The sequence below is a fragment of the Sphingomonas sp. BL-S-25 genome, assembly GCF_055521555.1.
The window spans coordinates 3,729,801-3,753,477 of record NZ_CM145486.1; the positions used below are offsets into that span (position 1 = coordinate 3,729,801).

At 67.6% G+C, this 23,677-nt stretch carries 26 protein-coding genes and 1 tRNA gene; 16 read left to right on the forward strand and 11 right to left on the reverse strand.

The features are described from left to right. Nucleotides 1-11 precede the first annotated feature (11 nt). Nucleotides 12-293: a PqqD family protein gene (locus ACZ1H8_RS18110; protein WP_465178605.1), complete on the forward strand. Its 282-nt coding sequence runs from the start codon at nucleotides 12-14 to the stop codon at nucleotides 291-293. Between the two features lie 4 nt (nucleotides 294-297). Here ACZ1H8_RS18110 and ACZ1H8_RS18115 read toward each other — a convergent pair whose 3' ends face one another. The 4 genes from ACZ1H8_RS18115 to ACZ1H8_RS18130 are packed head-to-tail and all read right to left on the reverse strand — an operon-like array spanning nucleotide 298 to nucleotide 4,170. Next, nucleotides 298-1,134 carry a sulfotransferase domain-containing protein gene (locus ACZ1H8_RS18115; protein ID WP_465178607.1) on the reverse strand — a complete coding sequence of 279 codons (837 nt, stop codon included), beginning with the start codon at nucleotides 1,132-1,134 and terminating at the stop codon, nucleotides 298-300. Beyond that, nucleotides 1,131-2,051, reverse strand: coding sequence for a hypothetical protein (locus ACZ1H8_RS18120; RefSeq protein ID WP_465178608.1), 921 nt, complete (start codon nucleotides 2,049-2,051; stop codon nucleotides 1,131-1,133). The genes ACZ1H8_RS18115 and ACZ1H8_RS18120 overlap by 4 nt, the downstream gene beginning before the upstream one ends. Continuing rightward, on the reverse strand, nucleotides 2,044-3,951 hold the full coding sequence (locus ACZ1H8_RS18125) for an asparagine synthase-related protein (protein ID WP_465178609.1): 1,908 nt from the start codon (nucleotides 3,949-3,951) through the stop codon (nucleotides 2,044-2,046). Before ACZ1H8_RS18125 ends, ACZ1H8_RS18120 begins: the two co-directional genes overlap by 8 nt. A gap of 51 nt (nucleotides 3,952-4,002) precedes the next feature. Further along, nucleotides 4,003-4,170: a hypothetical protein gene (locus tag ACZ1H8_RS18130; protein WP_181402492.1), complete on the reverse strand. Its 168-nt coding sequence runs from the start codon at nucleotides 4,168-4,170 to the stop codon at nucleotides 4,003-4,005. A 299-nt stretch (nucleotides 4,171-4,469) separates the two neighbouring features. Between ACZ1H8_RS18130 and ACZ1H8_RS18135 the strand changes: the two genes are divergently transcribed. The 4 genes from ACZ1H8_RS18135 to ACZ1H8_RS18150 are packed head-to-tail and all read left to right on the forward strand — an operon-like array spanning nucleotide 4,470 to nucleotide 6,636. After that, nucleotides 4,470-5,003: a phage tail protein gene (locus ACZ1H8_RS18135; RefSeq protein ID WP_110156143.1), complete on the forward strand. Its 534-nt coding sequence runs from the start codon at nucleotides 4,470-4,472 to the stop codon at nucleotides 5,001-5,003. A 31-nt stretch (nucleotides 5,004-5,034) separates the two neighbouring features. Next, nucleotides 5,035-5,601 (forward strand): phage tail protein, encoded by a 567-nt coding sequence (locus ACZ1H8_RS18140; protein ID WP_465178610.1) that lies wholly within the window; start codon nucleotides 5,035-5,037, stop codon nucleotides 5,599-5,601. 16 nt (nucleotides 5,602-5,617) lie between these two features. After that, nucleotides 5,618-6,169 carry a phage tail protein gene (locus ACZ1H8_RS18145; protein ID WP_465178611.1) on the forward strand — a complete coding sequence of 184 codons (552 nt, stop codon included), beginning with the start codon at nucleotides 5,618-5,620 and terminating at the stop codon, nucleotides 6,167-6,169. After that, nucleotides 6,169-6,636: a GNAT family N-acetyltransferase gene (locus ACZ1H8_RS18150; RefSeq protein ID WP_465178613.1), complete on the forward strand. Its 468-nt coding sequence runs from the start codon at nucleotides 6,169-6,171 to the stop codon at nucleotides 6,634-6,636. Before ACZ1H8_RS18145 ends, ACZ1H8_RS18150 begins: the two co-directional genes overlap by 1 nt. Nucleotides 6,637-6,654: 18 nt before the next feature. Here the strand turns inward: ACZ1H8_RS18150 and ACZ1H8_RS18155 are convergent, their stop codons facing one another. Beyond that, the gene (locus ACZ1H8_RS18155) at nucleotides 6,655-6,951 is read right to left on the reverse strand and encodes a DUF6916 family protein (protein ID WP_465178615.1); all 297 of its coding nucleotides are present in this window, start codon (nucleotides 6,949-6,951) and stop codon (nucleotides 6,655-6,657) included. A 198-nt stretch (nucleotides 6,952-7,149) separates the two neighbouring features. On the opposite strand from ACZ1H8_RS18155, the gene glsA reads away from it, so the two are divergent. The 3 genes from glsA (at nucleotide 7,150) to ACZ1H8_RS18170 (ending at nucleotide 9,465) form a co-directional block, all read left to right on the forward strand. Beyond that, nucleotides 7,150-8,073, forward strand: a complete 924-nt coding sequence (gene glsA / locus ACZ1H8_RS18160; RefSeq protein WP_465181419.1) for a glutaminase A — start codon at nucleotides 7,150-7,152, stop codon at nucleotides 8,071-8,073. After that, nucleotides 8,070-8,261: a ComEA family DNA-binding protein gene (locus tag ACZ1H8_RS18165; RefSeq protein ID WP_465178617.1), complete on the forward strand. Its 192-nt coding sequence runs from the start codon at nucleotides 8,070-8,072 to the stop codon at nucleotides 8,259-8,261. The genes glsA and ACZ1H8_RS18165 overlap by 4 nt, the downstream gene beginning before the upstream one ends. Before the next feature lie 271 nt (nucleotides 8,262-8,532). Next, nucleotides 8,533-9,465, forward strand: coding sequence for a serine hydrolase (locus tag ACZ1H8_RS18170; RefSeq protein ID WP_465178618.1), 933 nt, complete (start codon nucleotides 8,533-8,535; stop codon nucleotides 9,463-9,465). A 40-nt stretch (nucleotides 9,466-9,505) separates the two neighbouring features. Here the strand turns inward: ACZ1H8_RS18170 and ACZ1H8_RS18175 are convergent. Both ACZ1H8_RS18175 and ACZ1H8_RS18180 read right to left on the reverse strand, forming a co-directional pair. Continuing rightward, nucleotides 9,506-9,581, reverse strand: a tRNA-Thr gene (locus ACZ1H8_RS18175). A gap of 93 nt (nucleotides 9,582-9,674) precedes the next feature. Beyond that, the gene (locus tag ACZ1H8_RS18180) at nucleotides 9,675-10,307 is read right to left on the reverse strand and encodes a TetR/AcrR family transcriptional regulator (RefSeq protein WP_465178619.1); all 633 of its coding nucleotides are present in this window, start codon (nucleotides 10,305-10,307) and stop codon (nucleotides 9,675-9,677) included. A 92-nt stretch (nucleotides 10,308-10,399) separates the two neighbouring features. On the opposite strand from ACZ1H8_RS18180, the gene ACZ1H8_RS18185 reads away from it, so the two are divergent. From ACZ1H8_RS18185 to ACZ1H8_RS18195, 3 genes are read left to right on the forward strand one after another with little or no spacing between them, the layout of a single operon-like run. Further along, nucleotides 10,400-11,875, forward strand: a complete 1,476-nt coding sequence (locus ACZ1H8_RS18185) for an efflux transporter outer membrane subunit (protein WP_465178620.1) — start codon at nucleotides 10,400-10,402, stop codon at nucleotides 11,873-11,875. Beyond that, nucleotides 11,868-13,076 (forward strand): EmrA/EmrK family multidrug efflux transporter periplasmic adaptor subunit, encoded by a 1,209-nt coding sequence (locus ACZ1H8_RS18190; RefSeq protein WP_465178621.1) that lies wholly within the window; start codon nucleotides 11,868-11,870, stop codon nucleotides 13,074-13,076. The genes ACZ1H8_RS18185 and ACZ1H8_RS18190 overlap by 8 nt, the downstream gene beginning before the upstream one ends. A 12-nt stretch (nucleotides 13,077-13,088) precedes the next feature. After that, the gene (locus ACZ1H8_RS18195) at nucleotides 13,089-14,618 is read left to right on the forward strand and encodes a DHA2 family efflux MFS transporter permease subunit (protein ID WP_465178622.1); all 1,530 of its coding nucleotides are present in this window, start codon (nucleotides 13,089-13,091) and stop codon (nucleotides 14,616-14,618) included. 161 nt (nucleotides 14,619-14,779) lie between these two features. Here the strand turns inward: ACZ1H8_RS18195 and ACZ1H8_RS18200 are convergent, their stop codons facing one another. Beyond that, nucleotides 14,780-15,580: a hypothetical protein gene (locus ACZ1H8_RS18200; protein WP_465178623.1), complete on the reverse strand. Its 801-nt coding sequence runs from the start codon at nucleotides 15,578-15,580 to the stop codon at nucleotides 14,780-14,782. A 183-nt stretch (nucleotides 15,581-15,763) separates the two neighbouring features. Here ACZ1H8_RS18200 and ACZ1H8_RS18205 point away from each other — a divergent pair, with 183 nt between their 5' ends. Then, a complete protein-coding gene (locus ACZ1H8_RS18205; protein WP_465178624.1) occupies nucleotides 15,764-18,247 on the forward strand; it encodes a TonB-dependent receptor in 2,484 nt (827 codons plus the stop codon). A 33-nt stretch (nucleotides 18,248-18,280) separates the two neighbouring features. Here ACZ1H8_RS18205 and ACZ1H8_RS18210 read toward each other — a convergent pair whose 3' ends face one another. Both ACZ1H8_RS18210 and ACZ1H8_RS18215 read right to left on the reverse strand, forming a co-directional pair. Further along, nucleotides 18,281-18,613 (reverse strand): hypothetical protein, encoded by a 333-nt coding sequence (locus ACZ1H8_RS18210; protein ID WP_465178625.1) that lies wholly within the window; start codon nucleotides 18,611-18,613, stop codon nucleotides 18,281-18,283. Between the two features lie 95 nt (nucleotides 18,614-18,708). After that, nucleotides 18,709-18,858: a DUF2256 domain-containing protein gene (locus ACZ1H8_RS18215; protein ID WP_465178626.1), complete on the reverse strand. Its 150-nt coding sequence runs from the start codon at nucleotides 18,856-18,858 to the stop codon at nucleotides 18,709-18,711. A gap of 87 nt (nucleotides 18,859-18,945) precedes the next feature. Here ACZ1H8_RS18215 and ACZ1H8_RS18220 point away from each other — a divergent pair, with 87 nt between their 5' ends. From ACZ1H8_RS18220 to ACZ1H8_RS18230, 3 genes are all read left to right on the forward strand, one after another. Beyond that, nucleotides 18,946-20,904 carry a glycoside hydrolase family 127 protein gene (locus tag ACZ1H8_RS18220; protein WP_465178627.1) on the forward strand — a complete coding sequence of 653 codons (1,959 nt, stop codon included), beginning with the start codon at nucleotides 18,946-18,948 and terminating at the stop codon, nucleotides 20,902-20,904. Between the two features lie 62 nt (nucleotides 20,905-20,966). Further along, nucleotides 20,967-21,566, forward strand: coding sequence for a hypothetical protein (locus ACZ1H8_RS18225; protein ID WP_465178628.1), 600 nt, complete (start codon nucleotides 20,967-20,969; stop codon nucleotides 21,564-21,566). A 10-nt stretch (nucleotides 21,567-21,576) separates the two neighbouring features. Continuing rightward, nucleotides 21,577-22,293, forward strand: a complete 717-nt coding sequence (locus ACZ1H8_RS18230) for a hypothetical protein (protein ID WP_465178629.1) — start codon at nucleotides 21,577-21,579, stop codon at nucleotides 22,291-22,293. A 21-nt stretch (nucleotides 22,294-22,314) separates the two neighbouring features. Here ACZ1H8_RS18230 and ACZ1H8_RS18235 read toward each other — a convergent pair whose 3' ends face one another. Continuing rightward, nucleotides 22,315-22,767, reverse strand: a complete 453-nt coding sequence (locus tag ACZ1H8_RS18235) for an MAPEG family protein (RefSeq protein ID WP_465178630.1) — start codon at nucleotides 22,765-22,767, stop codon at nucleotides 22,315-22,317. Nucleotides 22,768-22,884: 117 nt separating this feature from the next. Between ACZ1H8_RS18235 and modA the strand changes: the two genes are divergently transcribed. Then, a complete protein-coding gene (gene modA, locus ACZ1H8_RS18240; RefSeq protein WP_465178631.1) occupies nucleotides 22,885-23,676 on the forward strand; it encodes a molybdate ABC transporter substrate-binding protein in 792 nt (263 codons plus the stop codon). The last annotated feature ends 1 nt before the right edge of the window (nucleotide 23,677 follow it).

Here is a 23,677-nt window from a genome sequence, read left to right on the forward strand (position 1 = left end):
AGGCCGCGCGCATGACCTTCGCCCCCTCCGCCACGCTGATCCGCACCGCCGACGCCATCGCCACCGAGGTGGATGGCGAGATCGTGCTGATCAGCATCGAGGATGGCCGCTATTACGGCATGGACGCGGTCGGCAGCGAGATCTGGCGCCGGCTGGAAAATCCCAAGCGCGTCGATGCGCTGATCGCGGAGCTGCAGGCGCATTTCGACGGGCCGGCCGATGCTGTCGCGGCGGATACCCAGGCGTTCCTCGCCAAGCTGGCCGAAAACCGGCTTATCTGGACCGAAGCCTGACGAGTTAGAGATAGCCGAAGCGGGTCATCACCGCTTCGTGATCGCGCTCGATCCGCCCGGCCTGTTCGGCCGACAGCTGTTCGCGCCAGGCGCCCGCCACGCCGCTGCGGAAGAAGCGGTCGGTGCGCGTGCCCTTTTCGGTGAAGCCGTGACGCGTCTCCTGGTCTGCCAGCCGGTCGAACCGCGTCGTCTCGACCGCGCCGTCGATCGCCGCGACATCGACCGTCCAGCCGAGATGCGCCGCCATCCGCGCCAGCGCGTTTGCGGGGTCGGCGAGCATGTCCTCATAGCGGATCACCAGCGGCGCGAGCCCGGACTCGTCGATCCAGCTCAGCGCATGGCTCGACCAGCTGCCCATCGTCTGGCGGACCTGGATGCCGATCTGGTCGGTCGCATGGCCGAGGCTCGCCTTGGGATTGGCCATGAAATTGATCGTGTTGTCCACCGGCCAGTCGATAAAGCTGGCCCAGGACAGCACCACGTCGCGCGGATCGCGGATCAGGTAGATGGCGGCATGGGTAAAGCGCGCATCGAAGATCGGACGGCCGCCGGGGGTGGCGAGCCAGGCGTCGTGCGTCTTCACCAGCGGCGGCGGATCGGCATGCGCGTAGAGCACCTCATGCATGTCGGGCCGCAATTCCTGCGTCTCCGCCTCGGTCAGCATGCCCGAATCGACTTCCAGCGCGCGGTCGATCAGCTCGCGACGGGTCGACAGCTTGCCGAAGCGGCCGATATCGGCAAATCCGATTTCCTCGCCGCCGCCCTGAAGCGATCTGAGCGCCAGCCGCGTCCAGGTATTCCCGGATCGGGGATAGGAGGCGAGCCAGACCGCGCCGGTCACCGGCTGGCCCGCACCGTCGCGACGATCGCGTCGATCGTGTCGTCCAGCCGATCGAATTCCATCTTGCGGCTCAGCTCGAAATGCCGCGGGATCGCGCCCGCCGCCCGGGCGGCGCGGCTCAGCGCCTCGGCCTGCCCAGAAAAGGCGACCAGCGATCGCCAGCGATAGACCTGCCGGCACAGCTGCTGCATCGCCGCGCCGCCCTGAAGCCGCCGAAACGAGACATCGCCCTCGGCCTGGTCGCGCAGGTGGAAGATCGCGCGCGGGGTCAGCGCGCGGGTGTGGAACCCGTCGTCGAACGCGCGCGCGAATTTCTCGATCCCGTCGCGGCAGCGCTCGATCGGCTGGCCTTCCCAATCGGACGCCGCCGCCAGCGAGTCCGACCAGAGCCGGATGCGTCGCAGGCCGGGGAGGAAACGGACCGGGTCGAATGCGATCGGCGTGACATCGTCGGCGAACAGGGTGAAGCCGCGCCGGCGAAAGGCGGCGGCCAGCGTCGACTTGCCCGCGCCCGACGCGCCGGCAAAGGCAACTGCCTCGCCATCGATGTCGACCGCCGCGGCATGGACCGGCAGCACGCCGCGCTGATGGCACAGCAGCCCGAACACGCTGCCCAGCAGGAACAGCCGCACATCGGGCGCATCCGGGGAGAGCACCGGGTCGATCGTCACCCGCGTCCCGCCCTCGACCAGGAAGGCGGCAACCGCCGGGATCCGGTACAGCGCGCGGCCAGTGCCGTCGATCTGGAGCATCGGCGTGGCAAAGACGGGATCGGCGAGCCGGTCGGGCAACGGTCCCAGGACGAACTCGACCTCGGGCGCGCCTTCGGCCCCGGTCCAGCCGGGAAGCTCGGGCAGGGGAATCGCGCTTTCGACATGCCAGCCGCACAGCGCGTAATCGTGAACAGGATCAGCCATTATTGCCTTCGTACCAGCACAGGAAGGATCCGATCACCACCCCTTGATGCAATGCCACACGGTGTCCGCCCTCGCTGGCGCGCGCGGCCTCCGCGTCTTTTGGCCAGTCGTTGACCAGTCGCTGTAGCCGCGGCACGTCGAGCACCCGGCTGGCCAGCGGCGATTTCGCGATCCGCTCGACCGCCTGGATCGTATGCTCGCGGCGCAGGCTGGCGAGGTGATACCATTCGCCGATCTGACGCCCGCGCCGGGTCTGGGCCAGCAGTTCTGCCGGCAGCCGGTCGGCCAGCGCCCGCCGCGCCAGCCAGCGCCGCGTGCCGCGCCGGGCGAACTGGCTCTCGGGCAGGCCCAGCGTGAACTCCACCAGCCGACGGTCGGTATAGGGGTCGAGCATCTCGAAAGACCATTCGCCGCGCAGATAGGCATATTGGTCGAGCCGCGCTTCGCCCACCAGCAATGAGGCGCGAAGCGTGCGGCCGGGCAGGGCGACGCTGTCGAGGTTGCGATGCTCGACGCTGTCCATATGCGCGGCATAGTCGATTGACTGGAGGAAGTCCGGCGACAGCGCGAGCCAGCCCTGGTTCGGCCAGCGATGCGTCGATGAGCGCCGACGCCGCCATTGCCGCAGCGCCCTCGGCTCGATCGCAGCGCCCAGCGTCAGCTTCAGCTCCTGTGCGATCGGCCGCCCTTCCGCTCTGGCGGTCGCGATCACGTCGCGCGCCGCGGCGATCAGCCGGCCCTGGCGGACCTGCTCATAGGCCAGTCCGAAGCCGCTCCACGACAGGGTCGCATTACCCATATAGCCGACGAACAGCGTGCGCGCGCCCTGCGCGGTCGCAGCATTGTGGATCGGCTCGTTCCAGCTGCGGGCAAAGGCATTGGTCGGCATGCCCATCCGGGCCGACTCCCATTCGCTGCCGGTATCGCGGGGCGCCTGATAGAGCTGATCGAGCACCACCCAGTCGATGTTGTCGTGCTGAGCCGCGACCATTGCGGCGAAGGCACGGTCGTCCAGCGCACCGCGATAGGGATGGGGGGCGCCCGACACACGCGTATAGGCGGTCAGCCGCCGCGCGCCGAGCAGTCGGGCGGCGGTGGCGGTCAGCGCGGCTGAGTCGAACCCGCCGGACAGGGTCGTGGCGAGCAAACCCTGCTCGGGCAGCCGGCTGGCGACGGCATTGTCGAGCAACTCACGCGCCGCCTCGACATAGTCGTCGTCGCGGGCGAAGCGAACCTTGGGCAGTGCCTCGGCCGACCAGTAGCGCCGGGTATGGATTGCATCGGCAGTCAGGGTGACGACGCACCCTGCCGGCACGCGCTTGATCCCGCGCCAGGCGGTGCGATCGGGCGCCTCGCTCGCGCCCAGCAGCGAATCGACCAGGCCAAGATCGTCGATCTCGCGCGGCACTTCGGGCAGCGCCAGCAGCAGGTGGAACGAGGTCGCGAAGCGGACCACCGGACCATCGACATGATAATAAAGGCCGCGCTGTCCCAAAATGTCACGCATCAGGCTCAGCGTGCGTGTCTTCGGGTCCCAGTGGATCAGCGAGAAGTCGCCGTTCAGCGATTCGGCGGCGCCCAGGCCGCCCCGCTCGACCGTCCCCGCGACCATCGCTTCGTCACTCGGCCGGCGCCCGCCGAAACCGAGCTTCGCGCGCAGCGTCGCGCGATCGTCCAGCCGGGCTTCGACGAACGTCAGCGCGTCATCTGCGGCCCGAAAGGGCTGGGGCTCGGCGGAGTCGCCGCGACGAAAGGGGAGGGTTTGCTGGGCGAAGGCCCAATTGTCCTCGGCGCGGACGCGGTCCGGCCGAAACTCGCCGGCGGGCTTGCGCCAGCGCTCGATCAGCGACCGGTCGATCGGCCCGCCGTCGAGACGAATGATCCCGACCAGCCGGCCCATCGACTCAAATCCGTCAGCACAAGGAGCGCGGCCGGTGGCGGCCGCGCGATATCAGCTGTTGAAACCCAGGCCCGGATAGATGGACGGGTCGCTGGGCGGTGCCGGAACCGGATCGATCGCCGTCATCTCGGTCACGCTTTCGACCTTCAGCTGCGGCGCGCGCCAGCGCGGGCGGGCGGTCTCTGCCTGCATGGCTTCGGTCTGGTCATGCTTCATCACGATAGGCCCCCAATTACTTCACATTCCCTGCAGAAGCGGTCCAATATCATGTGAGCGCCGCAAGGCAAATGGTTCGTTCGTCACGACTCCCGATCTGCGTAATCCTGCAAAGATTCCGCTTGACGAGCAGGGGCGCGTCCAGCCTACATGGGGCGTCAATCTGGACCGATGGGGCAATTGGTTCGGGTGGAAATGCCGGGGGGCTGTCTTTCCGCGATCCATCCGCATGTCCTGAATCGGTCGGGGCATGGGGGAGACGCGATCATCGGCGCTCCCGCGTTAAGAAACGGGAGGAGCTCATGTCGTCATTCTATATCGGCGAAATCCGGCTGATGCCGTTCAATTTCGCACCGAGATACTGGGCGTTCTGCAACGGGCAGCTTCTGGCGATCAATCAGAATACGGCGTTGTTCTCGTTGCTCGGCACCTATTATGGCGGCAACGGCGTGAACAATTTCGCGCTTCCCGATATGCGTGGACGCGTAGGGCTCGGCGTCGGCAGCCGGCCGAACGGCCCGACCTATAATTACGGGCAGACCGGTGGGCAGGAAAGCGTCACGCTGACGACGCAGCAGATGCCGGCGCACACCCATTTGCTCGCGGTCACGACCCAGGACGGCAACAGTGCGTCGCCGGCGGGGGCCTATCTTGCAAACGTCAACCGCGCAGGGATCGGAAACCTCAACGCCTATGCCGATCCCATGGGGGCGACGGTCGGTCTGGGCAATGGCGGTCAGGCGGCGGGGTCGAACACGCCGCACTCGAACATGCAGCCCTATCAGGCGATGAATTACTTCATCGCGCTGCAGGGCGTGTACCCGTCGCGCAACTGACCATCGCCTTCAGCAGGATCGGGGAACCACCATGTCTCAACCCTATATTGGCCAGCTGAAGCTTTTCGCTGGAACCTTTGCGCCGGTCGGCTGGGCGCTCTGCAACGGCCAACTTCTCTCCATCGCGCAGAACGATACGCTTTATGCGCTCATCGGAACGACCTTCGGCGGCGACGGCGTGACGACGTTCGGCCTGCCCGACTATCGCGGCCGTGCTGCTGTCGGCGCGCAGAACGGGTCGGCCGGACCGGGCCTGACCTCGCGACCGCTTGGATCGGTCGGCGGTAGCGCGGCGGTTACACTGCTCACGGCCAATCTCCCGGCGCACACCCATTCGATCAATGCGTGGGATACGCCGGCCACCACGTCCAACCCGAACGGAAAGGTGCTTGCGCGCCCCGGCCTGGCCAATCCCAACTCGCCCGAGGTCGGCAACAGCCTGTTCTATCTGAGCAATCAGGTCACGGCCAACACGCCGGCACTGCCCGCGAACACGCTCACCAATTCGGGCAGCAGCCAGCCGCACAACAATCTGATGCCCTATCTCGCGGTGAATTTCATCATCGCGCTGTACGGCATCTTCCCCAGCCAGAACTGAACAGGAGCGAGCGGCAATGACCGAACCCTTTGTCGGCGAGATCCGGCCCTACGCCTTCAGCTATCCCCCCTATCAATGGGCGAGTTGTTCGGGACAGCTGATTTCGATCGCGCAAAACACCGCGCTGTTCTCGATCCTGGGCACCACCTATGGCGGCAACGGCCAGACAAATTTCGCGCTACCCGATCTGCGCGGTCGCATTCCCGTCGGCGTGGGCAATGGTCCCGAACTTCAGACCGTGCTCGGCCAGCAGGGCGGTGAGGACTCGCACACGCTACTCAGCACCGAGATGCCCTCCCACACACACAGCGTGACGACGCGGGTTCAGCCCACGACCGCGGCAAACCAGACGAATGTGCCGACCGCCGGCTATTTCGTGTCGCGCTTCATGTACCATGCGACCTCCGCCGCGACCGCGTGGCGCAATGGCATCACCAATGGCGATACGACGCTGCATCCTGCGACCGTCGGCGTTCAGGGCGGCAGCCAGCCGCACGAGAATCGCCAGCCCTTTCTCGCATTGAACTATAGCATTGCGCTCTATGGTGCGTTCCCCGCCCGAAATTGATGCGCGCAATCGACTTGAGACCGGAGACGGCGGAGGATGAACCATTCCTCCGCCGTCTTTTCGTATCGACGCGGATCGACGAGTTCGCCGCGGCCGGCCTGCCGCCTCAGGCGATCGACCTGCTGCTGGCCCAGCAATATGATTTGCAGCGCCGCCATTATCGCGCGGCGTTTCTCGACGCCGACTGGTCGATCGTCGAACGGCGCGGCGTCCCGGTGGGTCGCCTCTACCTCGCGCGCGAAATGGCGGGGCGCCGCATCGTCGATATCGCGATTCTGCCCGAGGCGAAGGGGCAGGGGATCGGCGGCATGCTGATCGACCGCGTCCTGGCCGAGGCGCGCCGCGCCGACCGTCCGGTCCATCTCCATGTCCGGCCGGAAAACCGGGCGCGCCGCCTTTATCTGCGCAAGGGCTTTGTCGAGACCGGCGTCGAGGGCGGCGACATCATGATGACCTGGCGTCCCTGATCGGGGCCGGCGGGGCGGTCAGTAGAACGTCGCCGAATAGCGAAAGGTGCCGTCCTCGTTCTTGCCGAACGGACCTGCGAAAATCTCGATCCTGCCCAGCACAGGATGCTCGAACGGCAGGACGTTCTGATTGAAATGCATGTCGGTGCGGGCACCGTGGAACGTCAGGTTGAACGGCTCGCGTGCCGAGGTGCCGGCCGCCTTGCCCCGCTCCACCGCCACCAGCGTCAGCACGTCGTCATAACCGTCCATGCTCACCGTGAAACCGGTGTTCACATGCGGTTCGAAGCTGTCGGCCGTAAGCGTATCGAGCATTCCATCCCCCAATGACGAGCACGGCGTTTCAAAGCGCCGCTTGTTCGTCGGACCAGTCCATAACGACCCCGATATCAACAGAATTCCGGGGATTCCCCAACTGTGTCGCATCGCGGCTCGTGGATCAAGGGGACGACCTCCATGCGACGATGGGGGTCGGTCGAGGGACCCGTTGCGGCATCGGAACGTTACCGCGCGATGCATCTTCAGAAAATGATTGGCGAGATTGCCGACGACATTACCGCGAATGCCGCGAAGTTCGAGGCCGAAGCGGACGCCAAGGACGAAACTGCCAAGCCGGGCCCCTTCGGTATCGCTATCGCGACTGCCGATGGCGTGATCACCGCCGGTGCCGCGGACATCCTGTTCCCGATCCAGAGCATTTCCAAGGTGTTCGCGCTCGACCTCGCGCTGCGTGCCTGTGGCGACCGGGTGTTCGAGCGCGTCGGCCGCGAGCCGTCCGGCGACCCGTTCAATTCGGTAATCGATCTCGAGCGGACCTGCGGCATCCCGCGCAATCCGTTTATCAATGCCGGTGCGCTGGTTGTCGTCGACATGCTCGTCGAGACCCATGCGAGCGAGGACATGGTGATCGATCTGATGCGCGAGCAACTGGACGGGCGCCCGATCGAGCTGAACGACGACGTCCTGACCAAAGGCGGGCACCTCAACCGCGCAATGCTCAGCTTCATGAAGCACCACGACAATATCAACGCGCCGATCGAGGAGGTGCTGCAGTCCTATGCCAAGCAATGCGCCATCTCGGTCGATTGCGGCGGCCTTGCGCGCGCCGGCCTGTTCCTCAGCCGCACCCGGCTGAACGGCGAGGACGAGGCGGATGCCGATCGGGCGCGGCGCATGCGCAAGGTGCTCGCGCTGATGATGACGTGCGGCCATTATGACGGATCGGGCGACTTCGCCGTCCGCGTCGGCCTGCCTGCGAAGAGCGGCGTGGGCGGCGGCATCCTTGCCATCGCACCTGAGCGCGCCTCGATCGCGGTCTGGTCGCCCAATCTGGACCAGCACGGCAATTCGATCCTCGGCGTCCGCGCGCTGGAAATGCTCGCCAGTCGCACTGGCTGGTCGGTGTTCGGCCCGCCGCTGAACGGGGGACAGGCATGACCAACATCAACACCGCTTCGGCCGAGGAACTCGACGCCGTCCCCGTGCTCCAGGGGCACGGGTTCGAGATCGTCCGCTACCGCGAGGAGCGAGGCCGCTTCACCGCCCTTCGCCAGCTGGACGAGGTGCCGGGCCTTGCCGGCAAGGTGGATGACGATTTTGCGGGCCTGACCGTCGGCGACGGCTGAGCCGGGCGGCGTTCAACGGTCGCTGCAGCGGGGCAGGGCGTCGACCGGCGCCTTCACCGATCGTGGCGCAGCGCCTAACAAGATGAAAAAGGGGTAAAGTTTCTTGCTCGTTGCACCGCGTTTCAAACTGATCGCCCCGCTGGCGGCCGTGTCGGCCCTGGCGGCCTGTGTCCCGTCGAGCGTTGCGCCCACGCTTCCGGCGGCCAGGCCGTCGCCCCCGCCGATTTCGGTCGAGGCCGCGCCCCCCGTCCAGACAAGCCGGCCAGCGCCGGTGCGGCGCGAAGCCCCGGCCGGGCTGCTGAACGCGATCCAGGCCCTGGGCGGATCGTTCAAGGGGCAGGTCGCGATCGCGGTCCGCGACATCGATCAGGGATGGAGCGTCGCGTGGAACGGCGACAGGCCCCACCCTCAACAGAGCGTCAGCAAATTATGGGTCGGCATCGCGGTGATGGCTGCGGTCGACGAAGGGCGATTGTCGCTCGCCGATCCGGTGGTGGTGAAACGGTCCGACCTGACCCTGTTCCACCAGCCGATCCGCGCCAAGGTCGGCCCGGAGGGCTATCGCACCACGATCGGCGAATTGCTGCAGGGCGCGATGACGCTCAGCGACAATACCTGCAACGACGTGCTGCTGTGGAAGGTGGGCGGCCCGGATGCGATCCGCCGCATGCTCGCGGCGAAGGGAATCGAGGGCGTCGGCTTCGGTCCCGGTGAGCGCGAGCTTCAGGCACGCACCGCAGGCCTGCGTTGGCGTCCCGAATGGGCGGGCGGCTGGGGCTTCCTCCAGGCTCGCGCAGCGATGAGCTACGAGGCGCGCAGCAAGGCGCTGCAGCGCTATCTCGACGACCCCTATGACGGCGCCACCGCCAACGGTATCACCCTCGGCCTGTCGCTGCTGGCGGACAACAAGCTGCTCAGCCCTGCATCGACCCGCCACCTGCTGGCCCTGATGCGCGCCAGCCGTACCGGACCGCTGCGCCTGAAATCGGGACTGAAGCCGGGCTGGACGCTGGCGCACAAGACTGGGACCGGCCAGGATCTCGGCACGCTGTCCACCGGCTATAACGATATCGGTCTGCTCGTCGCTCCCGACGGGCGGCGCTATGCGGTGGCAGTGATGATCGCCAGCACCCGCGAGCCGATCCCGGTCCGCATGCGCCTGATGGGCGACGTCTCGCGCGCGATCGTGGCGACGACACGCTGAGTGTCGAGTCCAGGGCGCTTACAGGGGGAAGGGGACAGGATGGTGCCGGATGCAGGGATCGAACCCGCGACCTTCGGTTTACAAAACCGCTGCTCTACCATCTGAGCTAATCCGGCATCGCGCGGCCGTCGGGCCGTCTTGCCCGCTGGCGTGTGCGCAAATCGGCGGGCGCGGTCAAGCTGGGGAGGGGCAGAAATCGCCTGGTTCGGTCACGCCACCGCGAAGGCGCTCAGGAACACATGCGCTGCATAGTCCGCCTCCGCCTCGACATCCCCGGGCTGTACCGTCACCGTTCCCCACAGCAGGCGGTGGTGGAACCGCCCGGTGCACAGGCTGACCAGCGCCCCGGCCGCGCGGACCGGATCCTCGTCGCGCATGTGGCCCGCCGCGATCTGCGCGGTCAGATAGCCTGCCAGCAACTGCTGCGTCGGCTCGGGTCCGCGGCTGGCGAAGATGCGGCCGACCTCGGGAAAGCGCGTCGTCTCCGCGGCGACCAGCCGGTGGAGCTGCAACGCATCCTGACGCGTGATCTTCTCCATGAAGCGACGGCAAAAGATGTGGACCGTCTCCGCGAAATCCCCTTCCGGCGCCAATACGTCGTGCAGCACCGCACGAAACGCACCGGTCGCATCGTCGAGCACCGCGGCGAACAGATCCTCCTTTGAGGGAAAATAGCCCCACAAGGTGCTTTTCGATCCGCCAAGCTGCGACGCGATCGCCGACATCGACGTCGCGGCATAGCCGTTTTCGAGGAAGGAATGTCGGGCAACCGCCAGGATCGCCTGGCGGCGTTCCTGCTTCGCGGCTTCTCTCCTGCCCGGCGCTTTCTGGTCGCTCAGCATCACCGTACTATAGCGTACACTTTTATATTGACAAGCGTTGTCGTCAGGCGCAGGGGCGATTTTCGTACCCCCTAGTACGGGTTTGAGTGGAAATGACGTTACATCCTGTTCCCCGAACGCTTGCGACCGTAACTTTGGCGGCCGCCCTCCTTGCCGGGTGTGCGAGTGTGCCGCAGCTCGGTCCGCGGCCCGAACTCCGCACCGCTGCGACCGTCGAGTCGAGCCAGACGCTTGCGCCCGAGTCGCCGTCGGCCGACTGGCCCGCGGCGAATTGGTGGGCCGGCTATGGCGACCCGCAGCTCGACGCGCTGATCGCCGAGGGACTGGCCGGATCGCCTGATCTCGCCGCCGCCGCTGCGCGCCTTCGCGCTGCCCAGGGTTTCGCGCAGCAGGCGGGCGCCGCACGCCTTCCGACGCTGGGCGTCGATGCCAGCGCCAACATGGCGAAGCAGAGCTACAATAACGGCATCCCCCGCGACTTCGTGCCGCAGGGGTGGAACGACAATGGCCGCATCGCCGCGACGCTCAGTTTCGATCTCGACCTGTGGGGCAAGAACCGCGCCGCGCTGGCCGCGGCCACATCGGAGGCGGAGGCCGCACGCGTCGACGTGGAGCAGGCCAGGCTCGTGCTGTCGACCAACATCGCCAGCGCCTATGCCGATCTCGCCCGGCTCACCGCCCAGCGCGCGATCCAGCAGGAGGCACTGAACGTCCGGCTGAAGACGCAGCAGCTGGTCGCCAATCGTGTCGCCACCGGGCTGGACACCCAGGCCGAGCTGAAACAGGCCGATGCCGCGGTGCCGATGGCCCGCGCCGACATCGCCGCGACCGACGAGACGATCGGCCTGACCCGCAACCGCATCGCCGCACTGCTGGGCAAGGGCCCCGATCGCGGCCTGTCGATCGCGCTGCCCGCCCGGGTGGCTGCGGTCGGGGCGCTGCCCGCTGGCGTCACCACCGACCTGATCGGCCGCCGTCCCGACATCGCATCGGCCCGCGCGCGGGCTGAGGCCGCGGGCAAGCGGATCGACGTCGCCCGCGCCGATTTCTACCCCTCAGTCAATCTCAGCGCGCTGATCGGCCTCCAGTCGCTCGGCCTGTCTAACCTGATCGACGGCGGCTCGACCTTCGGCTCGGTCGGCCCGGCGATCAGCCTGCCGATCTTCCGCGGCGGCCTTCCCGCCGGTCGCTACCGCGAGGCACGCGCCCGCTATGACGAGGCGGTAGCGACCTATGACTCGACCGTAGTCGGTGCCTATCGCGAAGTCGCCGATGCGGTGACCAGCCGCACCGCGCTCGCGACCCGGCTCGGCCAGGCGCGCGAAGCGCTCGCCGCTTCCGAACAGGCCTATCATGTCGCCCAGCTCCGCTTTCAGGGCGGGCTGTCGACCTTCCTCGAAGTGCTGACCGCCGAGGACCGCGTGCTTCAGGCACGGGCGATGGTCGCCGATCTCGACTCCCGCGCCTTCTCGCTCGACGTCGCGCTGGTGCGCGCGCTGGGCGGCGGCTTCACCGATCAACAGGACACTGCGGCTGCGGCCGCACGCAAGGACCCGAACCATGGCTGACGCCGATCCCGCTTTCATCACGGCATCTACCGAAGACGCTCGCGCGAAGGGCGCAGCGTCAGGCGGCACCCCGGCCGACGTCGCACCCGCCGAAGACGCTCCGGTCGAGCGCAAGTCGAAGCGGCGGAAGCTGCTGGGCGGCATCGCCGCGGCGGTACTGATCGCCGGTGCCGGCTATGGCGGCTGGTATGTGCTGGTCGGCAGCCATTATGTCAGCACCGACAACGCCTATGTCGGCGCCGACACCGCCAGCGTCACGCCGCTGACTTCGGCCCAGGTCACCGAAGTGCGCGTCAGCGACACCCAGCGCGTCCGCAAGGGCGATATCCTGGTCGTGCTCGACGACAGCGACGCGCGCATCGCCGTGGCTCAGGCCGAGGCCGACCTCGCCCAGGCCCGTCGCCAGTACGGCCAGACCTCGGCGACCAGCGCCGCGCTGGCCGCCCAGGTCGGCGCGCGCGACGCCGATATCGCCCGTGCCCGTGCCCAGCTGGTCGCGGCACAGGCCGATTACGAGAAGGCCCGCGTCGATCTCGACCGCCGCCGCAAGCTGGCACCCGCCGGCGCGGTTTCGGGCGACGAACTGACCTCGGCGACCGCCGCCTTCTCGTCGGCGCGCGCCAATGTCGAACTCGCCCGTGCCGGCGTCGCCCAGGCAAGCTCGACCCGCGGCGCCGCTACCGGCCAGCTGGCGGCGAACAATGCGCTGATCAACGGCACGACCGTCGCGACCGCGCCGGAGGTGCTGGCGGCTCAGGCAAAGCTCGCCCAGGCGAAGCTCGGACTCGACCGCAGCGTAATCCGCGCGCCGATCGACGGCATCGTCACCCGCCGCAACGTCCAGGTCGGCCAGCGCGTGGCCCAGGGGGCGACGCTGATGCTGATCGTTCCGGTCGACTCGCTCTATGTCGACGCCAACTTCAAGGAGGCGCAGCTCGCCAAGGTGAAGGTCGGTCAGCCGGTGACGCTGACCTCCGACCTCTATGGCGGGTCGGTGACCTATAGCGGCCGCGTCGTCGGCCTCTCGGGCGGCACCGGATCGTCCTTCGCGCTGATCCCGGCGCAGAACGCGACCGGCAACTGGATCAAGGTGGTCCAGCGCGTGCCGGTGCGCGTCGCGCTCGATCCGAAGCAGCTGAAGGAGCATCCGCTGCGGGTCGGCCTGTCGATGGACGCCGAGATCGATATCTCCGGAAACTGAGGACGCGTCGCCATGAACGCAAAAGCGGAGGCGGTTCAGCCGCTGACCGGCATGCGCCTCCTGCTTGCGGGGGCGGTGCTGGCGCTCACCAATTTCATGGTGGTGCTCGACACCACCATCGCCAACGTCTCGGTCGCCCATATCTCGGGCAGCCTCGGCATCTCCGCCAGCCAGGGGACGTGGATCATCACCTCCTATGCGGTGGCGGAGGCGATCTGCGTGCCGCTGACCGGCTGGCTCGCCGGGCGCTTCGGCGTGGTGCGCACCTTTACCTTCGGCATGATCGGCTTCGGCCTGTTCTCGTTCCTGTGCGGCATCTCGACCTCGCTCGGCATGCTGGTCGCGTGCCGTATCGGCCAGGGGCTGTGCGGCGGCCCGCTGATGCCGCTGTCGCAGACGCTGCTGATGAAGATCTTCAAGCCCGAACAGCGCGCCCAGGCTATGGGCGTGTGGGCGATGACGACCGTGGTCGCGCCGATCCTCGGCCCGATCCTGGGCGGCACGATCAGCGACAGCTGGTCGTGGCACTGGATCTTCTTCATCAACATTCCCGTCGCCGCGCTGTGCGCCTTCGGTGCCTTCCGCCTGCTGCGCACGGCCGAGACCCCGACCGAGCGGCTGCGCGTCGATCGCGGCGGGCTGGTGCTGATGGTCATCTGGATCGGCGCGCTTCAGCTGCTGCTCGACCTGGGTCGCGAGCATGACTGGTTCGGCGATCCGTTCATGGTCGTGCTCGGCCTGATCGCCGCGATCGGCGTCGTCGTGTTCCTGGTGTGGGAATTCACCGACGATCAGCCGATCGTCGATGTCCGGGTGTTCCGCCACCGGGGCTTTACGGTGGCGGTGATCTCGCTGTCCTTCGCCTTTGCCGCCTTTTTCGCCTCGGCGGTGATCATCCCGCAATGGCTGCAGACCAGCCTGGGCTACACCTCGACCTACGCCGGCTATGCCACAGCGTTCACCGGTGTCGGCGCGGTGATCATGGCGCCGATCGTCGCCAGCCTGACCAACCGGGTCGACCCGCGGGCTTTGGTCTGCTTCGGTATCCTGTGGCTCGGCTTCACCTCGCTGTTGCGCGTCGGCTGGACCTCGGGCGCCGATTTCTGGACGCTGGCCATGCCGCAGCTGATCCAGGGCTTCGGCATGCCCTTCTTCTTCATTCCGCTGACGACGCTGGCACTGTCGGCGGTGGACGAGAAGGAGACTGCGTCGGCGGCGGGCGTGATGAGCTTCATGCGGACCATGGCGGGCGCGATCGGCACGTCGATCTCGGCGACGATCTGGAGCGACAATGCGGTCGTCGCCCGCAGCGAGATCGTTTCGCGCCTGAACACCGACGACACGGTCGCGGCGATGACTGCCCAGGGCTGGTCGCTCGACCAGATCCGGGTCGCCATCGCCCAGCAGGTCGACCAGCAATCGCTGGCGCTGGCGACCAACCATGTCTTCCTGCTCTCCGCCTTCATCTTTGCCGGTGCGGCGATGATCATCTGGCTGACACCACGCCCCGCCAGACCGGTCGATACCAGCGCGGCGCACTAGCCCGCCAATGATCGCTGGTCCGGACTTCGGGCCGAACGCTTCGACCGGTTCGGACCAGCGATCACCTGAAGCGTTTAGGGCGGGAAGATCCCTGATTTCCTGACCTTAGTTCGTGCTTTTGCGCCTTTGTGCGAGCCAGTCGAGCTTTTCGGACGCCGTCTCTATTTCGCCGCGCCGGACCAGTGCCGCCAGCCGCCGCGCTGCAGGCCGATCAGCGTGGCGGCGATCGCCAGCACCGCTGCGATCGCCGCGCCGGTCGCCACGGCCGGATCGGCCTGGCCACCGGCGGCATGGATCGCCGACAATGCCCACAGGAACACGACCGCATAGGGCGGATTGCCGCGCGCCGACAGCAGCGCCGCAGCCACGATCAGACCCGCTGCCACCAATACGCCGGCGGCGATCATCGGCGCATCGCTGCCGCCCTCGATCCCGTAGAAGCGCAGCGATGCCGCGATGTTGACCGTCGACGCCACCGTCAGCCAGCTGGCCAGCGCGCTGAGCGGCAGGACTGCGCACCACCGTTCCCCGGCGGTGAAGGGCACCGGCCATTTCGCGAAGACGCGGAAGCAGGCGAGCAGGCACAGCAGGGTGAACAGGATGATCGCAACCGACGCCGCGCCGAGGCCCAGGCTCTGCGTGTACAGCGCCCACAGGCCGTTGCCGAGGAAGGCGCCTGCTGCCGGCCAGCGGATCCATTTCAGCAGCGCGTCATCGCGCCGCGCGGGAAGTGCCTGATACACGGCGAAGACCAGCGTCCCGGCATAGAGCGCGCCCCAGATCGAGAAGGCCCAGCCGGCCGGCGTGATCAGCGTTCGGGCATCGTCGGACTGGTCCCCGATCGGCTGGCCGATGCCGGCCAGCGGCAGGAGCGGAATGAGGATCTGGACAATTGCGCAGATCAGCGGGGCCGCACGGCTGGGCGCCGAGACGGGCTGGGAGCGGTCGTGAACGGTGGCCATGTTCCATCAACCGTCCGCGAGGCTTTCGGTTGCGAAACGGATCGATCTGCTCTCGCCAAAGCGGGGCGTGCCCGCTATCCAGCGGTCGACGCGTCACGTGGGGGGATGGTGTTGCGGCTCCTGCGAAGGCGAGTGTGCGTTAAGCTGGCATCGAACGCTTCGGCGCTGAGCCTGCTTTGCTGTTTGGCTGCTCCGGCACTGGCACAGGATGCGCCCGGGCCGGGCCCGGTCGCGCCGGACCCGTCGGACGACGGACAGCCCCAGTCGGACATCGTCGTGATCGGCCAGCGCGGATCGGCGGTGACCGACCTGCCACCGCTGGCCGAGTTCGACGCCGCCGCGGTTGCCGCGACCGGGGCCACGACCATTCCCGAATTGCTCCAGGCGATCCGCGGGTCGACGCGGGGCGCCGACGGTGCCGAGCCGATCCTGCTGCTGAACGCGCAGCGCGTGTCCGGCTATGCCGAGATTGCCTCGCTCCCGCCCGAGGCGATCGAGAAGGTCGAGGTCATGCCCGAACAGGCAGCGCTGAAGTTCGGCTTTCCGCCGACCCGGCGCCTGGTCAACTTCATCACCAAGGCGCGCTTCCGCCAGCTCGAGGTGAAGGCGAGTGCCGGTACCGCGACCCGCGGCGGAACGACGACGCAGAAGGCCAATATCGGGCTTACCCGGCTCAACCACGGTGCTCGCGTCACGCTGGGGCTCGAAGTGCGCCGCGTCGATGCGCTGCTCCAGACCGATCGCTCGATCCTGCCCGATCCCGATGTCCCGTTCGACGCGATCGGCAACATTACCGGCGTCGGTGCCGGCGAGATCGACCCGGCGCTGTCGGCCGCCGCCGGCCAGGCCGTCACCATTGCCCCGGTGCCCGTCGCATCCGCCGATCGCGATTCGCTGGCCGCCTATGCCGCGGCGGGCAATCGCCCGCGGCTGTTCGATCCCAGCCCCTATCGCACGCTCGCGCCCGGTACCGAGGCGATCAAGGCGGAGGCGGTCATCGCCGATCGTATCGGTGAGACCCTGTCCGGATCGATCAGCCTGTCCGCCGGGCACAGCCGCGACCGCTCGCTCCTGGGTCCCGCGGGCGTGCGGCTATCGATCCCCGCCGGCAATCCCTATTCGCCGTTCGGCGGTCCGGTGGTGCTCAATCGCTACCTGATCGAGGCCGCGCCGCTGGGGCAGACACAGGAGGTGACCGACCTCAGTGCCGGCGCGCTGCTGCGCGGTGCGACCGCCGGCTGGCGCTGGGACGTCACTGCCAATTTCGATCAGAAGCGGACTGCCGCCGTCGTCGATCGCGGGTTCGACGTGGCCGCCGCGAACGACGCGATTGCCGCCGGTGCCGATCCGTTCGCACCATTGTCGCCTGAACTGCGAACCTTGTTGGTCGACCGGATCGTCCAGCGGACGCGGACCACCAGCGCGAAGGCGGTGGCGACAAACGCCCCGATCCGGCTGCCCGCCGGCAAGGTGACCGTCACCGCCACGGCCGAGGTCTCGCGCGACAGCGCGGTCTCGTCGCTGCGCGGGGTGGTGCCGTCCGACCTCTCGCTGGCCCGGACCCGGGTCGAGGGCGGGTTGGCGGTCGACATACCGCTCACCTCGCGGCGCGAGAATGTCCTGTCGGCCGTCGGCGACCTGTCGGTCAACGCGTCGCTCAATGTCCGCCATGTCGGCGGCTTCGGCAGCCTGGACGACAGCGTTCTCGGCCTGTCCTGGGGGCCGTTCAAGGGCGTCCAGTTCATCGCCGCGCTGCGCCGGAGCGCGACCGCGCCCGACATGGCCCAGCAATCGACTCCGGTCACCCGCGTGCCGAACGTGCCCGTCTTCGATTTCGGCACGGGTCGCACCGAGATCACGACGCTGGTCACCGGCGGCAATCCCGATTTGCTGGCGGAACGCCGCCTCGTCCGCTCGTTCACCGTCTCGCTGAAGCCTTTCGCCAAGCGCGAATGGCGGATCAACGCGACCTATGAGGCGACGACGATCCGCGACCAGACCGGCACCGTCCAGGCGATCACGCCGCAGACCGAGGCGATCCTGCCCGACCTGTTCGTCCGCGACGCCAACGATCGGCTGACCTCGGTCATCTATCAACCGATCAATTTCGACGTCGAGGAGGTGCGGACGCTGAACGTGACGGTCAACGTCACCGGGCAGTTCGCCAAGGCGCCGCCGGCGCCGGGCAAGCCGCCGCGATCCTCGACCTATTATGGCGGCATCGGCCCCAGCTTCAAATTCAGCGACCGACTGCAACTGCGCCCTGGCACGCCTGAGCTCGACCTGCTGGCGGGCGACACGGTGCGCGGCTGGGGGATGCCGCGCTTCTATGGCTATGCCTATGGCGGCATCAATCACCGCGGCATGGGGCTGACCTTCAACGCCTGGTACCAGGCGCCCAACCGAATCCTCAGCGACGATCCCGCAGGCAATCTGCGCTTCGCCTCGCTCTTCAAGCTGAACCTGGGCGCCTATGTCGGGCTGGGCGAGGTGCTGAAGGACCAGAAATGGGCGCGCAAACTGCGTCTCGGCCTCGACATCGACAACGCGACCGATGCGCGCCAGCGCGTGACCGACGGCAATGGCCTGGTCCCCAACCGATTCCAGCGCGATTATATGGAGCCGGTCGGGCGCACGGTGACGCTGTCGCTGCGGCGGCTGTTCTAATGCAGGTTCTGCTCGTGACGCGCTAGCCGGCAATCATCGAACGCAAACCTGCCGGGGGATCATGGTCATGCTCCCGCCGCTCGAGACGGGTCGCGTCTCGGTCCGGGTCTTCCTGCACGGGCGGCCTTGCTTGTCGGTCGGCTGTCCGCGTCGCTTGTTGCGGATGGCCGCGCGGGCCTCTGGGCACACCTGCGTACGAACCCATTCTTCGGCCACGGCCTTGCCTTTGGTGCGCACGCGGAAGCGGTAGCGGGAGCGATATTGCTTCTGATCCGCCGCCGACAGGGTGGCGAAGGAGGAGCAGCGCGGTTGGTCAGGTGGGACCGCCGACGCCGTCAGGAGCAAGGTTGCAACAGCGGTGATCATCGGCATCCCCTCGTTTTTCGACCGTCCCCAGGCAAACGCATCAATGGCGACTTGGCTTCGTCATGTGCGCCCGATCTCGTGCGTGCCGGTCGATCTCACTGCGCGCGTGGCGCACCCGACGACCGGCAGCGGTCCGAGCAATATTTCACCGCGTCCCAGTCGCGTTCCCATTTCTTCCGCCAGGCGAAGGGGCGCTGGCAGGCGACGCAGAGCTTCGTCGGGAGGTTCGGTTTGCGATGCGCCATGCCGCGACAACGCGCGTCGCAGCGATTTGCCTCATCGAGTCGCGGCGCTATAGTCCGACAAATACAAGACTTGCGGAGGGGATGGCGATGACCGGGTGCAGCATGAAAGGCCATTCGCGCCGCGAGTTCCTGAGCGCTGCGGCTACCGGTGCTCTGGCGGCGGGATGCGGCGCTGCGTTGCCGATGCCGCCTATGGCTTCGGAGGATGCGCAGGACGCAGCGCGGCCGGTTGCCAGGCTCCAACCCTTCGATATGTCCGATGTCACGCTGAGCGAGGGGCCGTTCCTCCATGCCCAGCGGATGACCGAAGCCTATCTGATGCGGCTCGAACCCGACCGGATGCTGCACAATTTCCGGGTCAATGCGGGGCTCGAGCCCAAGGCGCCGGTCTATGGCGGCTGGGAATCGGTCGAGACCTGGGCCGACATCAACTGCCATGGCCACACGCTCGGTCATTATCTGTCCGCCTGCGCGCTCGCCTGGGCCTCGACGCGCGACGCGCGCTATAGCCAGCGGATCGACTATATCGCCGGCGAACTGGCCGAGTGCCAGAAGGCGTCGAACAGCGGACTGGTCTGCGCCTTCCCCAAGGGCGCGGCGCTGGTCACGGCGCACCTGCGCGGCGAGAAGATCACGGGCGTCCCCTGGTACACGCTGCACAAGGTTTATGCCGGGCTGCGCGACGCCGTGCTGCTCGCCGACAGCGCGCCGTCACGTGCGGTGCTGCTGCGGCTCGCCGACTGGGGCGTGGTCGCCACCCGGCCGTTGTCCGACGCCGAGTTCGAGACGATGCTCGAGACCGAGCATGGCGGCATGAACGAGATCTATGCCGACCTCTATCTGATGACCGGCACCGCCGACTATCGCACGCTGGCGCGGCGCTTCTCGCACCAGGCGATACTGAAACCGCTGGCGCGGGGGCGCGATCATCTCGACGGGCTGCACGCCAATACCCAGGTGCCCAAGATCGTCGGCTTCCAGCGCGTCTATGAGGCGACGGGCGAGGCGCCCTATCGCGATGCCGCCGCCTTCTTCTGGCGCACCGTCGCGCGCACCCGGTCGTTCGCGACCGGCGGGCATGGCGACAACGAGCATTTCTTCGCGATGGCCGATCTCGGGGATCACGTCTTCTCGGCCAAGGGATCGGAAACCTGCTGCCAGCACAATATGCTGAAGCTGACCCGGGCGCTGTTCCTCCACGATCCGCAGCCCGGCTACGCCGACTATTACGAGCGCACGCTCTACAACGGCATCCTCGCCTCGCAGGATCCGGACAGCGGGATGGCGACCTATTTCCAGGGCGCGCGGCCGGGCTACATGAAGCTCTATCACACGCCCGAGGACAGCTTCTGGTGCTGCACCGGCACCGGCATGGAGAACCATGTCAAATATCGCGATTCGATTTACTTCCACGACGCGTCGTCGATCTATGTGAATTTGTTCATCCCCTCGTCGGTCAGCTGGGCGGAAAAGGGCGCGGTGCTGCGACAGGAGACGAGCTTCCCCGACGAGCCGACGACCCGGCTGCGCTGGACGCTGAAGCGGCCGACCCGGATGACGCTGAAGCTGCGCCATCCCGGCTGGAGCCGGACCGCGACGGTGCTGGTCAACGGCGCGCAGGCGCTGCGCTCGTCGACCCCGGCGCACTTTCTCGAGATCGACCGCGAGTGGCGCGACGGCGACCGCGTCGAGCTTCGCCTGGAGATGCGGCCGGGGGTGGAGACAGCGCCTGCGGCCGCCGACATCGCCGCCTTCACCTATGGCCCGCTGGTGCTCGCGGGCGCCTTCGGGCGGGACGGTCTGGCGCCGGGATCGGACATCGTCGTCAACGAGCGCAAATATGGCGAGTATAACGCCGAACCCTTCGCCGTGCCGACGCTTGCGGGGGACCCTCAGACTCTGGCGCAGGGCATCCGTCCGGCAGGCCGGCCGCTCGAATTCACCCTCGCTGCAGCCGACGGAACGCCCGTCCGGCTGATCCCCTATCACCGGATCGCGCACGAACGCTATGCGACCTATTGGCGGGTGAAGCCCGCACGCGCCTGATCGACTGCAACCCGGCCGCGCGTTCGGGGTTATGCACCTTCGAGGCGACAGGGGTGCAGCATATGAAGCGATCGGCGATATCGGGTTCGGTACTGCTCACGATCTTCGGTGCATCCCTCGCGTCGGCTCAGCCCGCACCGACCGTCCCGCAAAGCGTGATTGCGGCGCTTCCTGCCGGCCACATCGTGCGCGCGGCCGCGTGCAGTGACAGCTTCGATCCGCCGACCCGGATCTGCATCGTCGCCGCGGTTCGCCGACAGGAGGCGGGCGTGAGCCCCGCACCCGCGCGGCCGCTGCTCGTCTATCGCCTGACCGCGGGCAAGGCGGTGCTGATCGACCGCAACGACGATGTCGTGCTGCGTGCGGACGAGGGCGGGCAATGCGACCCGTTCGACGAGGATCAGGGGAGCATCGCCGTCAGCGGCCGGTCCTTCACGGTCGAGAACAGCGTTGCCTGCGGCCAGCACTGGACCGATTTCATCACGTTCCGCTTCGATCGCGCCCAGCGCGCCTTTCTCTGGCGCAGCGAGATATACGAGAGCTGGCGCCTGAACGACAGCAGCGCTCCCGACGCGGAGGCGCTGGTCTCCGATGGAAGGACGGTGCGCCGCGCCGACCCTCGAAAGCCGATCCGCCTGGGCGCCTATCGCTCACCAAAATGAGGACCACCGAATGAAGCGTTTCGATCCGCGTAGCAGGGCCGGTTTCGGTGCTGCGCTGGCCCTGTGCATCGCCTGGCCATCGGTTGCCTCAGCAGGATGCGGATGGCTCGATGTGAATGGTGATGACGTCCAGGTTGCGAAGGTCACCCCGGGCAAGCCGCGCGTCAATTTCGTGATCGACCGCGTCTTCAAGGCGCAATGCCCCGCGGCCGGCGCGGCATGTCAGGACAAGGCCTATCTGGTTCCCGGCGACGTGGTCGTGACCGGCAAACGCGAGGGCGCGTTCGTTTGCGCCGGCTTTGTGAACGCGCGCGGCAGCACCACGATCGGCTGGTTCCCCGCCGCCGCTCTCGCCCCGTTGCCCGCCTCCGAACAGCAGCCGAACGACTGGGTCGGCCATTGGTCCGCGCCCGAACAGGACATCACGATCAAGGCGGCGGGCGGCGGCATGCTGCAGATCTCCGGCGACGCGACCTGGGGCATGGGCGACAAATGGCGGCGCGAAAATGGCGCGGTTCATCTCGGCGAGATCAAGGGCACCGCGCGCCCGGTCGGCGGGGTGGTCGCCTTCACCGAGGGTGACGACAAGACGCTTCCCTACAATGCCAGCGACGAAGATTCGTGCAGCATCCGCATGGTCCGTCGCGGTCCCTATCTGATCGCGCGCGACAACAACCAGTGCGGCGGCCTGAACGTCAGCTTCACCGGCTTCTATCGCCGCAAATAAACGGGCGGAGCGGGGGGCGCTTCACCATCCCCCGAGCCACCAGATCGCGATCCCGGCCTTCAGCGTCAGCGCCATCAGCACCAGCGTCGACAGCAGGAACAGCAGGAAGCGGATCGCGACCCGGTTGATCGTCGCCTGGACCAGGCTGTGCACGATGCGCAGGCCGACATAGGCCCAGGCGAGCCAGGGGTTCCACCCGCCGCCGGCATGCGTGAACGCCAGGGTGAGTGCGATCGCGTAGAACAGGGTCGGTTGCTCGACCAGGTGCATATAGTTGTGCACCGGCCACTGCGCCTTTTCGGGAAGCAGGCCGTCAAGCTGATTGGGTCGGGTGCCATAGACTCTGGACATGTCGATCCCCGCCTTTTTCAGCGCGGGCAGTCGAACCGCGAGCGTCCATACCAGCATGATCAGCGTCCAGCCGACGAGCACGACGACCGGTGCCAGGATTGCGGCACTGTTCGAGTGATGCATGAGTTCCCCTCCTCCACATCCTTGCGGACCGAGGCTGCGCCATGCGGGATGCGAAGGCAAGCCCACGATGGGCGCAGTGCTGCTCGACAGCCGGCCCCGATCCGCTAAACCCGGCGCATGCTCCGCCCGCTCCTCCGATTGCTGATCGTCCTGACGCTCGGCCTGCTGCTTCTGGTGCCGGCGGCTGCACCGCTGATGGCGCAGGGCAGGGGCGGCGGTGCGCCGATCGTGCTGGCCGCCGCCAGCCTCCAGGAATCGATGACCGAGGCGGCGGACGTCTGGGCGCGCAAGGGGCATGCCCGGCCGGTGATTTCCTTCGCCGCGTCCTCGGCACTCGCGCGCCAGGCGGCGGCCGGTGCTCCGGCCGACCTGTTCGTGTCCGCGGACGAGGCCTGGATGGACGATCTCCAGCGCCGCGGGCTGCTCGTCCCGGGCAGCCGCGTCGATTTCCTCGGCAACCGGCTGGTGCTCGTCGCCCACGTCCGCGACGGTCGCGCCGTCCCGCTCCAGCGCGGTTCGCCGCTGCCGGCGTTGCTCGGCACCGGCCGGCTGGCGATGGCCGATCCCGCATCGGTCCCGGCCGGACGCTATGGCAAGGCTGCGTTCGAGCGGCTGGGCCTGTGGCCGCGTCTGGCACCGCGCGTGGTCCGCGCCGAGAATGTCCGCGCCGCCCTCGCGTTGGTCGAGCGCGGCGCCGCCCGGTACGGCGTGGTCTATGCCACCGACGCCCGTGCCTCGCGCCGGGTGCGGATCGCGGGGGTCTTCCCCGCCGACAGTCATCCGCCGATCCGCTACCCGATCGCCCGGCTGAAGCGATCGACCCATGCCGAGGCCGAGGGGTTTCGCCGCTTCCTGATTTCGCGCGAGGGCAGGGCGATCTTCGCGCGCCACGGCTTCACGACCGGATGAC

Excerpts from the sequence above, each read along its gene's own strand:
- ACZ1H8_RS18155 (WP_465178615.1), bottom strand. The coding sequence starts at position 6,951 with ATGCTCGATACGCTTACGGCCGACAGCTTCGAACCGCATGTGAACACC.
- ACZ1H8_RS18135 (WP_110156143.1), top strand. The coding sequence starts at position 4,470 with ATGTCGTCATTCTATATCGGCGAAATCCGGCTGATGCCGTTCAATTTC.
- ACZ1H8_RS18235 (WP_465178630.1), bottom strand. The coding sequence starts at position 22,767 with ATGCATCACTCGAACAGTGCCGCAATCCTGGCACCGGTCGTCGTGCTC.
- ACZ1H8_RS18120 (WP_465178608.1), bottom strand. The coding sequence starts at position 2,051 with ATGGCTGATCCTGTTCACGATTACGCGCTGTGCGGCTGGCATGTCGAA.
- ACZ1H8_RS18195 (WP_465178622.1), top strand. The coding sequence starts at position 13,089 with ATGAACGCAAAAGCGGAGGCGGTTCAGCCGCTGACCGGCATGCGCCTC.
- ACZ1H8_RS18145 (WP_465178611.1), top strand. The coding sequence starts at position 5,618 with ATGACCGAACCCTTTGTCGGCGAGATCCGGCCCTACGCCTTCAGCTAT.
- ACZ1H8_RS18185 (WP_465178620.1), top strand. The coding sequence starts at position 10,400 with ATGACGTTACATCCTGTTCCCCGAACGCTTGCGACCGTAACTTTGGCG.
- ACZ1H8_RS18225 (WP_465178628.1), top strand. The coding sequence starts at position 20,967 with ATGAAGCGATCGGCGATATCGGGTTCGGTACTGCTCACGATCTTCGGT.
- ACZ1H8_RS18140 (WP_465178610.1), top strand. The coding sequence starts at position 5,035 with ATGTCTCAACCCTATATTGGCCAGCTGAAGCTTTTCGCTGGAACCTTT.
- ACZ1H8_RS18190 (WP_465178621.1), top strand. The coding sequence starts at position 11,868 with ATGGCTGACGCCGATCCCGCTTTCATCACGGCATCTACCGAAGACGCT.
- glsA (WP_465181419.1), top strand. The coding sequence starts at position 7,150 with ATGCATCTTCAGAAAATGATTGGCGAGATTGCCGACGACATTACCGCG.
- ACZ1H8_RS18215 (WP_465178626.1), bottom strand. The coding sequence starts at position 18,858 with ATGGCGCATCGCAAACCGAACCTCCCGACGAAGCTCTGCGTCGCCTGC.
- ACZ1H8_RS18200 (WP_465178623.1), bottom strand. The coding sequence starts at position 15,580 with ATGGCCACCGTTCACGACCGCTCCCAGCCCGTCTCGGCGCCCAGCCGT.
- ACZ1H8_RS18165 (WP_465178617.1), top strand. The coding sequence starts at position 8,070 with ATGACCAACATCAACACCGCTTCGGCCGAGGAACTCGACGCCGTCCCC.
- ACZ1H8_RS18150 (WP_465178613.1), top strand. The coding sequence starts at position 6,169 with ATGCGCGCAATCGACTTGAGACCGGAGACGGCGGAGGATGAACCATTC.
- modA (WP_465178631.1), top strand. The coding sequence starts at position 22,885 with ATGCTCCGCCCGCTCCTCCGATTGCTGATCGTCCTGACGCTCGGCCTG.
- ACZ1H8_RS18230 (WP_465178629.1), top strand. The coding sequence starts at position 21,577 with ATGAAGCGTTTCGATCCGCGTAGCAGGGCCGGTTTCGGTGCTGCGCTG.
- ACZ1H8_RS18210 (WP_465178625.1), bottom strand. The coding sequence starts at position 18,613 with ATGATCACCGCTGTTGCAACCTTGCTCCTGACGGCGTCGGCGGTCCCA.
- ACZ1H8_RS18220 (WP_465178627.1), top strand. The coding sequence starts at position 18,946 with ATGACCGGGTGCAGCATGAAAGGCCATTCGCGCCGCGAGTTCCTGAGC.
- ACZ1H8_RS18180 (WP_465178619.1), bottom strand. The coding sequence starts at position 10,307 with ATGCTGAGCGACCAGAAAGCGCCGGGCAGGAGAGAAGCCGCGAAGCAG.
- ACZ1H8_RS18110 (WP_465178605.1), top strand. The coding sequence starts at position 12 with ATGACCTTCGCCCCCTCCGCCACGCTGATCCGCACCGCCGACGCCATC.
- ACZ1H8_RS18125 (WP_465178609.1), bottom strand. The coding sequence starts at position 3,951 with ATGGGCCGGCTGGTCGGGATCATTCGTCTCGACGGCGGGCCGATCGAC.